The following is a 13,004-nucleotide window of genomic DNA, read 5'->3' as shown; positions in this document are numbered from 1 at the left end:
CTCAAATGCTTGCCAGACAAGGCTTTGGGTTGTTTGTTGGGACACGCAATTGGCAGTGGTGATTGCTGTTGATTGTGGATATTTGCCGATCGAGTAGCGATTGTGGGTGCTCTGAGAGTTGATAGATTTGTGAAGAGCTGTTACCATTATTTTTTTAATTATCCTTTACAAAATCCAGAGCACCATGAAAAAGTTTCAAGTGTTAGCTGGCATTGCTTCCACCGTTGCGATCGCCAGCAGTATTGCACTAGGCGACGCAGCATTGGCTTTTCCTTGTCCCTACAGCAAATCCAATGCTGCTCAATCTGGTTCTGGAACAACCCTAGTTGGTTCCGGTGGCCAGGCTCAAATGAATCCCTGTAAATCTTACAAAACATTAGCTTTGGGTTTTCTCGGCTTAGCTGGGGTTTTGGGCGGTGGTGCTGCTTACATGAGTTACCGCGTAGGCAAGCGGGCTCAGGCTGCTTGCGCTGCCATGAGTGATAATTTTGAAGTTTTTCAAGAGTCGATCGCCGATGAATCGATGGAAGCATACCTGGAAGTTCCCACGGATGCTGAATCCGAGTCCCCGATGGCTGCAACTGAAAGTGCATCACCCCTGGGAGTAGTTCGGGAACACCCGGAAGCACCAGGTGGCGAACTGGATTTGGGATCGTCTCGCCCGATCGCATCTGCCCCAAGTGCGATCGTCCAATAGTAATCTTGTGGTAGCACCAATTTGGAGTAAATCGGAGTTCCGATTTACTTCAGCTACTTACGTACTACTAAAAATCCCTCACAAGATAGACAAAAATTTTTCAGTTTAAATTGTAAAATATATAACTATAGATTAAAATCATATGTTATGAATGCTTGGGGCGATCGATTCAATCAATTCACAGGTAAAACGCGATTTGCAGTTTGTCGCGTATTCATTCACCTCAGTGGTGAAGAAGTTGCACCATTGTTGGGAGTTCTCAACAGCACTGCCAGAGATGCCATAGACGCCGATGGGGATTTAACAGTCCTCGGAGAAGGCTTGGTAGAAGTTTGCAATCATCTATTGCAGTACGATAACTACTGGCAATCAGCGGCCAACGAAGGTGACGTTTTTTGGGATGAAGGGGAAGCAGGCGATTATGTAGATGAACTGTTTACAGATTCAGCAGAACGCTATCTGAGCGAACCTCAATACAGCAACTCTGTGGACGATCGCAATTCTCCCTTATCTTTGCCGGTGACTAGAAATGTCGTGGTGATGCTGACAGTGGCCTATGAAGGCGAAGTTCCCCAACTGGAAACAGACCTCGCAGACATCAGCGCCCTAAAACAGGGTTTAAAAGCACTGATTAATTTACACTATCAGCAAAGGCTCAGAGCTATCCAAATTCACTTTTCGCCCGCACAGTTGGGAGACGAACTTACTAACGATCAATTGTTGGTGAATTTTTCCGAGCTCATTCCTCTCTAGGGAAGTCATTAGTTAGTAGTCATTAGTCATTAGTCATTAGTTAGTAGTCATTAGTTAGTAGTCATTAGTTATTAGTTAGACTTTGCATAAAATCACAAATAACAACTAACAAATAACCAATAACAAACAACAAATAACAAATAACCAATTCAAATTAGTATTTATGCTGCGAAGATTGATAGTTTATTTCATGGCTTTAACATTGTGCGTGACCACTATAGCCTGTGGTTCTACCACTCCCACGCCAGAAGCAAATCAGAATGTTAATACTGTCCGTTCTGCCCCCCCTAGCAATAATAATTTAAGTCAAGGTCAATATCCCTTACAGCAAGCTACCTACGACGATACTGAGGGGGAATATAGTTTGATGTTACTCAATACTCCCCCCGGTACTTCCTCTATTTATCGATCGAGAGATTTGCAAATGGCTAGGTTAACGGATGAGGAAATATCCCAAGGTAAAAAAAGTTATCTGAATTTACAAAAAGATAAAACCAGTTTGCATTTGACTGAAGATTTTAAAATAGAGTACGTTCATAACGTGACCGAAACAGTCAGTAATCCTCAAACAGGTCAGCCACAAACAGTGGTAGTGAGACAGCAATCTGGTTTCTGGGCTCCGTTTGCTGGGGCATTGGCCGGCCAGGCGATCGGCAGTTTGTTATTCACACCGCGATATTATGTGCCACCAGTCTATCAGCCGGGAGTGATTCTCACAGGATATGGCGGGTACGGTAACACTTACCGCGAGGCTGTTAACCAATATCAAACTCGCTATCAAGCCCCCCCAGCCGCTGTCAGAAACCGTCAAGCTTTAAGGACTACTGGCCGCTTACGATCGCCCACATCCAACACCCCAGCAACTCGTCGCCCAGTACCGCCCAATGCCAATCGATCGACCGGTTCGGGTTATGGTGGCAGCACTTTGAGACGATCGACAAAACCAACTTCCCCGCAGCAAAGGCGCACTCCAAGTTTTGGTAGCGGTGGAAACTCTCGTACACCCAGTCGGAGTCCTGCTTTCGGAAGCCGTAGAAGGCGTTAGGTTCGAGATTAGTGGGCGATCGCCAATCGATACCCGATTTGTTCCAAAAGTCGGGTATTTTAAATATCATGGTCAATTTACTGACAGCGTTGCCAATACATTCTAGCCACTGTATCCCCAGGATTGGCTTGCAAACATTGCTCTAACAGTTGAATTGCCACCTCTTTATCAGAGGCATGATAAGAAACGATCGCCCGTTCAAAATTGTTTTGCATGGCTAACTTCCCTTCTCGCAATTCCGGGGGATCGGCATTGAAAACTTCATACACGCCTACCTGTTCCGATTTCCCCTTGACTCGAACGCGATCGATCAAACGAATGTCATAATTTTCAGGATTTTTTAAAGCTCGAAATGTGCGATCGCTAATCAGCAAAGGCACGCCGTACTCTTTAGTTAATCCCTCCAAACGAGATGCTAAATTCACCGCATCGCCGATGACAGTTCCATCCATCCGAGATGCACCACCCACAGTTCCCAGTATTAATATCCCCGTATTAATGCCAATGCCAATTTTAATCGGCGGACGTTCGGGTCTCGTGCGCGTGGTATTATAGTCCGCTAGCCTTTGTAGCATAGCAATTCCACCTGTGACTGCCCGATCCGCCTCTCCACTAAATAAAGCCATGATCGCATCACCAATATATTTATCAATAAACCCATGATTTTCGATAATCGCGGGTTCCATCCGCGAGAGATAACCATTAATAAATTTAAAATTATCATCCGGTGTCATCCTTTCTGATAAACTTGTAAAATCTCGAATATCTGAAAATAACACCGAAATTTCTTGCTGAATTTGTTCCCCTAATTGAATATCAAGAAAGCTAGTTTTTTTTAATAACTGAAGAAACTGACGAGGAACAAAACGTAAAAAAGATTCATTAAGTGCTTGTAAATAACTTTCTTTTTCTTGAAGTTCTGCAATTAGTTTAGCTTGCCTGCGAGTCAGGGTTTCTAACTCTTGATTCATTTCTATAAGTTGATAATTTTTTTGTGCCAGTTGTTTATCTTGACTATAACTGTGGATTGCTTCTGTTACCGTTAGTCTTAAATCTTCATCCTGCCAAGGTTTACCGATGTAACGATAAAGCTTAGCGTATTTGACCGCATTAGCAACCGCTTCAATAGTAGCTTGCCCAGTCAGCATTACTTTCAGGGTTTTTGGGGAAATTTCGTGAACGCGACGCAATAGTTCGTCTCCCTTCATATCCGGCATAATGTAATCGGAAATAATCAAGGGAATTTCATCACCCTCTTCAATTAATTCTGCCAGTAACTCTAAGGCATCCTCACCCCCTTCAGCAATTTCGATTCTATACTCCTCTCCGAAAGCTTTTCTCAGTTCCGATTTCAAACTCGTTAAAATAGTAACTTCATCATCTACACAAACAATCACAGGTTTTTTATAAAATTTTGTCATAATTTTTCTAATCCAGACTTGACCGTCTCGATCAACTCTTTTTCCGACCAGGGTTTAAACAAACATTGATGTAAATTAGCTGCTGCATAAGCTCGATCGATCGCTTTTTGATCGGCCTGTCCTGTCAATAAAATTTTGACAATATTAGGGAATTTTTGATGCACGCGAATCATAAATTCGTCGCCTTTCATTCCTGGCATCAGCCAATCGGAGACAATCAATAAAATGCTCACATCATCTTCATTTAATTCATCAATAATATCTAATGCTTCTTCAGCATCTTGGGCTACTTCATAAACATAGGAACTGCCTAATGCTTTTCTCAATTGAGCCTTCAAACTTTCTAAAATCACGGCTTCATCATCAACACACAAAATTACAGGTTTAGACATGGTAATTAATTGGTAAGGGTAATTGGTAATTGGTAATCGGTAATCGGTAATCAGTAATTGCCGCTAGGAGGAACTATCTGGTTGGAGATTCATACTTAAATAAACCGTAAATGTTGTTTTTCCTGGTACAGAATTTACTTCGATTTCACCTTCATGTTTTTTCACAATTTTTTGGACAATATCTAATCCCAATCCACTTCCTTCACCCGGAGGTTTAGTGGTAAAGAAAGGTTCAAAAATTCGGTCTTTAATTTCTTCGGGAATTCCTTTTCCACTATCGGTAATACTGATTTTTGCAAATCCTCCTTCCTGGGTAACATCGATGGTTAGCATTCCTTTGTTATCCATTGCTTGAATAGCATTATGAATCAGATTTGTCCATACTTGATTTAGTTCATCTGGATAGCAGTAAATCAGTGGAATTTCTGCGTAGTTTTGCACCACTTCAACCCCTTGTTTGATAGAATTTTGATACAGGGTCAAAATAGTCTCGATTCCCACTATCAAATTAGATTTAAATAGCTCATTTCTTCGATCCGAATGAGCATAAGTCTTCAAGGCAAATACAACTTTAGCAGCACGATCTACTGCGGTTTCTATCGTATTTGTACCTCGCTGCAATCCTGAAAGATTATACGCAAATTCCAGCATTCTAATGCTATCCGCATGAGTCAGTATCGGTAAAAATGACTCGATGTCTTCATGGATTTTCATATCAGATAGTGTATCAGCTACGGTATCTGCATCAGGGACTCCCATTTCTTCTAGTTCGCGAGTTAAAGCTCGCTTTATTTTGCGACTATCTTTGGCCGAAAATACCTGCTTATTGTTAATAGAACATAATGCTATGTTAAGAATTAATTTAATTTGTTTAGCAGAAAGTGTATCTACAAACAGGGGCAAATCTTCAAATATTTCTTCCAAATATTTAGACATATTACTGACGGAAGATTGAATAGCACCTAAAGGCGTATTGACTTCGTGAGCAATCCCTGCAATTAGCTGTCCGAGTGCTGCCATTTTCTCCGATTGAATGAGTTCTTCTTGGGTTGCTTGTAGTTGATTTAAGGTATTGGCTAACTCATGATTCGTTTGAGCCAGTTCTGCGTTTTTTGATTGCAAGTTATTTTGGAGTCGCTGCAATGCTAAATGGGTTTCGACGCGAGCTAAAACCTCTTCTACCTGAAAGGGTTTGGTTACATAGTCTACACCGCCGACACCAAAGGCTTTAACTTTATCAAGCACATCATTAAGCGCACTGATAAAAATGACTGGAATATTCCGCGTTTTGGGATCGGATTTGAGCTTGGTACAGACTTCATAGCCATCCATTTCTGGCATATTAATGTCTAGCAAAATCAAATCTACAGGAATAATTTGAGTTGCAGATAGAGCTTGATCTCCATCTTTTGCCGGTCTAACCTTATAGCCATGTTTTGTTAAAATACCCACGAGTAATTGTAAATTTGCTAGAGTATCATCTACCACTAAAATATTAGCAGGCTCGCCCGCATTCAAAACCATGTCATTCATATTGTTTATACAATCCAATTTGACGATTAAATTAGTTGACTGCTTCGATATAGGATGCAATTTTGCCATATTCAAATTCATTAGCTAATACTAAAAACGCATTTCCTATCGACGCATTTATAGCTTTGACTTCCTGAATGAGATGGTCTACTTCACCAATATCCAAACTTTTTGCCGCACTAGCTAAATTGGCCCGTAAATCTGGTGGCAAGGTAGCTAGGGCTTCCGGTTCAAGCACGTCTTTGATGTCAGTTTTCGATAGAGTTTGAGCTGCTTTATCGATCGACTCTTCATAAATATAACGCACGCCGATATGTTTGTTCATTACTGCAAAAATTTCTTGCTCCCGAAAAGGCTTCCGCATAAAATCATCGCAGCCAGCCGATACAACGACAGCTCTTTCTTCTTCCAGAACGCTAGCTGTTAGAGCAATAATAGCAGTAGCCTGTCCCTTCGTCGTAGATTTAATTTTTTGTGTAGCCGCGTAACCATCCATCACGGGCATTCGCATATCCATCCAGATGAGATGTGGGTCCCACTCATGCCAAATATCCACGGCTTCTTGACCATTAGTAGCTTCTTTCAATTCAAACCCTAATGGATTGAGTAATTGAACTAATAACTGACGGTTGAGAGGTTTATCATCGACGATGAGAATGCGGTAGCGAGGTTGGTTCGGTTCGAGTGCAATGACGCGACGTTTGTTTTGTTCTGCTTCATCGTCAGCGACATCAACAACCTGAGTTGTAATATCAAACTTGAAAATTGTGCCAACTCCTACTTTGCTGCTGACAGTGATATCGCCACCCATAAGTTGCACAAACTGACGGCTAATTGCCAAACCTAACCCAGTCCCTTCTTGAGCATTTCTTCCCGATGCAGTTTGCATAAATGCTTCAAAAAGTTTATCTAATTCTTCCGGTGCAATTCCCATCCCGGTGTCTTCTACTTCAAAATAAATTTGTTGGTTATTTTCCACTCTTTGTTGAATATTTTTATCGGGTTCACCTGAACTTAGCAATCCGCTATTCATACAAATTCTCACACAAACTCCACCTTCTTTTGTAAATTTAATGGCATTATTGAGCAAATTAATCAAAATTTGACGGACTTTAACTTGGTCGGTGCGAAGGTAACGGGGAACATCAGCACCGCGCTCGAATAGCAACTGCAATCCAGCATCATCAGCTTTGAGGCGAAACATATCTTCTACATCGTCGATTAATCGATAGATATCGAATTGTTTTTCATTGATTGTTGTGCGACCAGCTTCAATTTTAGACAGGTCTAATACTTGGTTAATTAATGTTAGTAAATGTTCGCCACTGCGAGTAATAATCCCCACACTCTCGAAATGTTCGGATGGGAGCGATCGACTTCTGAGCATGATTTGAGCAAAGCCTAAAATTGCGTTGAGGGGAGAGCGCAATTCGTGGCTCATATTAGCCAGAAATGTGCTTTTTGCTTGATTGGCAACTTCTGCTTTTTCTTTCGCCAGTTCTAGTTGTTGGTTCGAGGCGGCTAATTCTGATGTTCGCTCTTCCACTTTTTGCTCTAAAGTTGCAAAGGATTCTTGCAACTGATGTGCCATGCTATTAAAGGATTTAGCAAGTTGTCCAACTTCGTCTCGGCGGTTAATTACTCCCGATTGCTTCCAGTTGCCTTTGGCAATATCCTTGGCGGTTTCGTTCAATTGCAAAATGGGTTTTGTCACCCACTGGGCCGTCAGAATACCAATTAGTATAGATAGAATTAAAGCTGCTATACATAGCAAAATTGTAGTGCGGTTATTGGCATCGATTTCTGCCATAAAATCGGATTCTGGAATTACCACGACTATGGACCAATCTAAGCCTTTATCATCCCTTAAAGGTAAGACTTGTAGAAAATGTCGCTGGTTTTGGAGGTTGAATTCTAGTTGCTGCGCGGTGTGTTTTTCGGCGATCGCATTCTGGGCCAAAAATACGGCAGTGGCTTTGGTGAGGGGATTGCTACTGTCAATTGCTTTGATTCGTTCTGCTCCAAAATCTTTATTAGCCACCGTGCGAATTGGTTTTTCTCCGGTGGAAGTAGCAACCAGCATCCCATCATGTTCGATAATAAAGCTTTGTCCGGTTTTACCAATTTTCAAGCTTTGTAAAAATTTGCCAATTTGGGACAGATTAATATTTGTTAGTAGGACTCCTTGCAGTTGACCAGATTCATTTTTATAAGGCATGGCTGCCCCTAAATAAGAGGTGATACCTTTGGTATGGGGATAGATTTGACTCCAGGTTGGTTTTCCGGCGGTCACTGCTGCTTTGTACCAAGGACGAGTGCGAGGATCGAAGTTAGGTTTGTTACTCAGTTGTTTGGTCCGATCGCCTTTTTGATTCATAGCGTAGGTACGAAAATCAAAGTTACTATCAATAGTCGAAACTCTGACAGTTAGGGAACCATCATCGGCTCGTTCTGCCCCTAAATTTTCCTGATTTTCCAATCCAATCCCGGCAAAGGTTAAACTGTCAAAAATTTGAATTTGTCGCCAAAAATGACGTTCTAAACCGACTAAATCTTGTAACTTTAGTTGTCCTAAATCTAAAGCAACTGCATTACTTTGATTTACTTGATGGGGAATTGTGAGATAAGATTTCAGGTTTAAATCAATGCGGTTGGTAATTTCTCCTCTGAGTTGATTTGCCACATTGTTCACAGCTTGTTGTCCATTCTTAAAGGAAAGATATCCGACAATTCCCACGGCCAAAAATGTTTGGAAGACAAAAGGAACAATCAGAACAGTGCGTAATGGTAACTTCCCAGAGAGTTCGCCGAAGCTAGAGGATATAGTTTTATTCAACATAAATCGCATCCGTATGATTCTAGGTTTTAGTTTGTAGGGAATTTTAATATGCTGTATCAAAAAACCAGTTTTGGTATACTAACATTTACCGCATTTTTAACTTGCCAATTGGTAAGGATATCACAAATTCTGTCCCCTCTCCTGGTATAGAAATACACCGCAAATTACCCCCATGATTTTCCGTCACAATTTGATAGCTAGTTGCTAAGCCCATCCCCGTACCTTTTCCGACAGGTTTCGTCGTAAAAAATGGATTAAATATTTTTTCTTGAACTTCGGGAGTCATCCCGCAACCATTATCTTGAATAGAGATGAGTGCCATATTTTCAGAAGAGATCGAAGTCGCGATCGCAATTTGACCGACATAATCTAATTGTGCCATAGGTTCCAGGCTATCTTGCCGTTGTTCGATCGCATCAATAGCATTGACCAACAAATTCATAAATACCTGATTTAATAAACCACCATAACATTCAATCTTGAGTAATTTGCCGTAATTCTTGGTGAGAGAAATCTTGGGTTTTCCCTGCCTACCATTCAAGCGATTTTGTAAAATTACTAAGGTACTTTCGATATTTTCGCGAAGCTCGATGGGTTTGATATCTGCTTCATCCAAGCGCGAAAAAGTCCGCAAAGACTTCACAATATCGCTGATGCGCGTGGCTCCAGTTTTCATAGATTCCAGCAGCTTAGAAAAATCGCCGATCAGATACTCAAGGTCGATCTCTTCGATCCAATCAGAAATTGCCTGCGGCGGACTGGGATAATGCTCTTGGTAAAGGCGAACTAGCTCAATTAAGTCGCTAGAATAATCGGTGGCGGGTTGAATATTGCCATAGATAAAGTTCACGGGGTTATTAATTTCATGAGCAATACCAGCTACTAATTGACCCAAACTAGACATTTTTTCGGCTTGAATTAACTGGGTTTGGGTATTTTGCAACTTTTTGAGGGTTTTTTCTAATTCTTCAGATTGCACCCGCAGTTGAATTTCTGATTGACGGACTGCTTCGACCTGTATCCGATCCATTTCTGCGCCGGCACGAGTGGCAAAGATTTTCAAGATAGCAGACTGCATTTCGAGATTGTTGAGCATCGGCTTGGTGTCAAAAACCGCCAACACTCCCAAATAATTGCCAGCGGAATCTGTAATGGGCAAACCAGCATAACTTTCGGCTTGGAGAGCAACTAAATCCTCATCTTGTGGGAACAAGCATTGCAAGGCATTTGGGTAGCGACACACCTCAGCCATACTGTTAATAGTTTTACAGGGTGTTCCGTTGAGATTGTAAGTAAAATTATCGCCAAAGTCGTCTCCGGCCCAAAATGCTAGAGTTGTGGCGATGGATTTTTCGGAATCAATAAATTCAGCAATTAAAGCATAACGGACTTCTAAGACTTGGGCGAGATATTGAACGCAAGTTTTGAAGAATTCTTGGCCTGTTTTCGCCGCCGTACCTTCGACTATTAAGCGGAGAGCTTGTTCTTGACGTTTGCGATCGCTAATATCAGTGACAGTACCCACATATCCTTCGATTTCACCCCTACTATCAATCAAAGGTAAAGCTTGACAGATGACCCAAGCGACACTACCATCGGGCCGCAGAAAGCGGTACTCTGATTGAAATTTTTGTTTAATTAAGGCGCTGTCATACCATTCCTGAAAAACACGATCTCGGTCTTGAGGATGGAGAGTCCGAGCCCAATCTGGGCCTAGAGCTTCTTGCTGAGTTAATCCCGTAGTTTGCGACCAAGTTTGATTCACATAAAGGCAGTCACCTTTGGCATCAGTTAAAAACACGCCGATTGGTGATGCTTCTGCTAGGGTTTCATAACGTTTTTGGCTTTGTTGGAGTTGAATTTCGGCTTTTTTTGCTCCGCTAATATCAAGGTTAACCCCGATCATCTTCTGCGGATTGCCTTTGTGATTGTACCGAACTAAACCAAAGGCTTTAATGAAATGGATACTACCATCGGGATGAACCACACGAAATTCTGTATTGTATTCAGCTTGTCCTAAAACAGTTTGATTGATTAATGTTTCGATCGCCTCTCGGTCATCAGGATGTAGCCCCGTGGCCCAAATCTCGTAAGCTAATCGGGAATCTGAGTTCTTAGTGACACCATAGAGCTCGTACATCCGATCGTCCCAAACGAGGGTATTGTCGATGATGTCCCATTCCCAACAGCCAATCCCCCCAGACTGGAGTGAAAATGACAAACGCTCAGATATTTCCTTCAGTTGAGTTTCGGCAAGTTTGCGATCGGTAATATCCATCGCCGTCCCAAACAAACGCACAATGTTTCCATTTTGGCGATCGATTTCAATGCGACCGTTGATATAGCGGATAGCACCATCTAATCGAGAGATTCGCAGGTCAAAATTTTGGGGAATTCCCTGCTCGCTGGCTGCCTGAACATAACTTAGAAATAATTCTCCATCTTCCCCATAATATTGTTTGATATGGTCTTCAAACTTTGGTTCTCCCTGTTCGGGATTCATACCAAAAATCCTAAATAATTCTGCTGACCAAGTAATTTTTTGCGTAGTTAAGTCAAAGGACCAATTGCCAATCTGGGCAACTCGTTGTGCTTCTTCCAGTTGTCGCGTAAGTTCCTGTCGGGAGATATCTGCTTGTTTTCGATGGTGGATATAACGCGCTATGCCCAAACAGGAAACCACTTGCCCTTGGTTATTTGTCAGGGCTGATAAATTGGCAGAATACCAGTAATAATTGCCATCTCCATGCAAAAATCGGTATTCGATTCCCCGCAGTTTCTCACCTTGCAAACAGCGATGTAAGGCATTTACACAAATTGGTAAATCCGCTGGATAAACCGACGGCTCAAAAGGCTGACCTAACAATTCTGCGATGTCGTATCCCGTAACTTCTTGAAAGTTGGGACCCAGATAGCTGAAGGTGCTGTCGGGATTGATGACATAAACCAGATCGTTGAGATTTTCAATGATGCTGCGAAATTTTTCTTGACTGGTTCGGAGTGCTCGTTCTGTGGCTTTAGTCTCTGTGATATCCCGCATAATTGCGGAAAAGTGTTCTAATGTTCCCTCTTTCGATTTATGAGCTAGGATGACCAAAGAAACCGGGATTTCACCTCGTGTCGGATTTAGTAAAGCCGTCTCGCCCCGCCAGGTGCCACAACTGGCCGCTTCTGGTAAGGCTTGATGGAATAGGATCTCCTTAGCCCATTCTGGATGAGCATTAGAGATTTCCACGGAGGCTATAGCCTCTTCATCGTGATTGAGGAATTTTCGCCAAGCTTGATTGAGGTAAATGGCTTTACCTGTCACATCAGCAGTGGCGATCAAATCTGAGGTGGTTTCTAAAATGGCCAGGAGACGCTGAGTATCAGCTTCGGCACTTTTGCTGTCAGTGATATCTCGAATATAGCCATACCAAATAATACTGCCATCAGCTTCTCGTTGGGGTGTAGAATTACCGAGCAACCACAGCACTCGCCCATCGGGTAAGCAAGTTCGATATTCGCAATACCAAGGTGTCAGATGGGTGGCGGAATCGAGAATGGATTGATGGACGCGATCGATGTCATCCCGGTGGATCGCGGTAAACACCAAAGAGGCATCCTCCTGCACTTGTTGTGGGGAAACTGCATGAATCTCTCGCAACTTTTCGCTGGCGTAGGGGAAATGGGAAGTACCATCAGGGCGCAGCCGAAACTGATAAATAACGCCGGGGATGTGGCGGGCTATTTGCTCTAGGTGATGATAGTCTGCGGGGGTAGCTGGATTTACTGGTTCCACGCCAGCTAAGGGGAGTTGGGCTTGGGCGAGTTGGCGGGTAAGTTCTTGGACTTGTGCTTGCGATCGCTTGCAATCTGTGATGTCTCGCATCACTAACAGATGTCTGTGGGGCAGAAAGTTTGCCGTCACCGCATATTCTACGGTGCGGATTTCTCCATCAGCCCGCACTAGAGAGAATTCTCCTCGTGCTGTTTCTGGTTGTCGCCATTGTTGCCATAGTTGTGTAAAATCAACTCCAGGCTCAGTAAAATCACGAATAGAGCGTCCAAGGAGTTCATCTGTGTCTTGGCCAAATAATTTACAGGCGGCGGGGTTGAGATCGAGATATCTGCCTTCGTCGTCGGCGATCGCGATCGCATCTAGGACTGTTTCCAACACAGCCCGCAATTGTGTGTCTCTAGCGGATAGCAAAGGGCGATCGTTTGGGGCCATGTCATCGTTTAAGAATTGGCACGTAAACTTTACCATTCTAGCCCAAAGCGTGCTACAAACACGGGTTTTTCAACCCCATTTCTGGAAATGTCCGCTTTTCCACACGTAAAT

At 42.7% G+C, this 13,004-nt stretch carries 8 protein-coding genes; 3 read left to right on the top strand and 5 right to left on the bottom strand.

Translation table 11 applies throughout. The annotated features are described in order from the left end of the window. Positions 1-184: 184 nt before the first annotated feature. The 3 genes from P2A85_RS03070 (at position 185) to P2A85_RS03060 (ending at position 2,495) form a co-directional block, all read left to right on the top strand. Positions 185-697: a hypothetical protein gene (locus P2A85_RS03070; protein ID WP_377477467.1), complete on the top strand. Its 513-nt coding sequence runs from the start codon at positions 185-187 to the stop codon at positions 695-697. A gap of 147 nt (positions 698-844) precedes the next feature. Continuing rightward, a complete protein-coding gene (locus P2A85_RS03065) occupies positions 845-1,450 on the top strand; it encodes a DUF1517 domain-containing protein (RefSeq protein WP_377477465.1) in 606 nt (201 codons plus the stop codon). Between the two features lie 163 nt (positions 1,451-1,613). After that, positions 1,614-2,495 (top strand): hypothetical protein, encoded by an 882-nt coding sequence (locus tag P2A85_RS03060; protein ID WP_377477463.1) that lies wholly within the window; start codon positions 1,614-1,616, stop codon positions 2,493-2,495. A 77-nt stretch (positions 2,496-2,572) separates the two neighbouring features. On the opposite strand, the gene P2A85_RS03055 is transcribed toward P2A85_RS03060, so the two are convergent. The 5 genes from P2A85_RS03055 to P2A85_RS03035 all read right to left on the bottom strand — a co-directional run bounded on the left by P2A85_RS03055 (position 2,573) and on the right by P2A85_RS03035 (position 12,929). Then, positions 2,573-3,916 (bottom strand): adenylate/guanylate cyclase domain-containing protein, encoded by a 1,344-nt coding sequence (locus P2A85_RS03055; RefSeq protein WP_377477461.1) that lies wholly within the window; start codon positions 3,914-3,916, stop codon positions 2,573-2,575. Then, entirely contained in the window at positions 3,913-4,308 is a 396-nt protein-coding gene (locus P2A85_RS03050) for a response regulator (protein ID WP_377477460.1), read from the bottom strand. Before P2A85_RS03050 ends, P2A85_RS03055 begins: the two co-directional genes overlap by 4 nt. A gap of 63 nt (positions 4,309-4,371) precedes the next feature. Next, positions 4,372-5,910 (bottom strand): response regulator, encoded by a 1,539-nt coding sequence (locus P2A85_RS03045; RefSeq protein ID WP_377477458.1) that lies wholly within the window; start codon positions 5,908-5,910, stop codon positions 4,372-4,374. Beyond that, entirely contained in the window at positions 5,873-8,680 is a 2,808-nt protein-coding gene (locus P2A85_RS03040) for an ATP-binding protein (RefSeq protein WP_377477456.1), read from the bottom strand. The genes P2A85_RS03045 and P2A85_RS03040 overlap by 38 nt, the downstream gene beginning before the upstream one ends. Positions 8,681-8,765: 85 nt before the next feature. Further along, on the bottom strand, positions 8,766-12,929 hold the full coding sequence (locus P2A85_RS03035) for a PAS domain S-box protein (protein WP_377477454.1): 4,164 nt from the start codon (positions 12,927-12,929) through the stop codon (positions 8,766-8,768). Between the last annotated feature and the right edge of the window lie 75 nt (positions 12,930-13,004).

The organism is Microcoleus anatoxicus, from assembly GCF_042465725.1.
GTDB lineage: Bacteria > Cyanobacteriota > Cyanobacteriia > Cyanobacteriales > Microcoleaceae > Microcoleus > Microcoleus anatoxicus.
The sequence above is the reverse complement of the archived record's forward strand: the minus strand, read 5'-3'. Positions and strand labels throughout refer to the sequence as shown.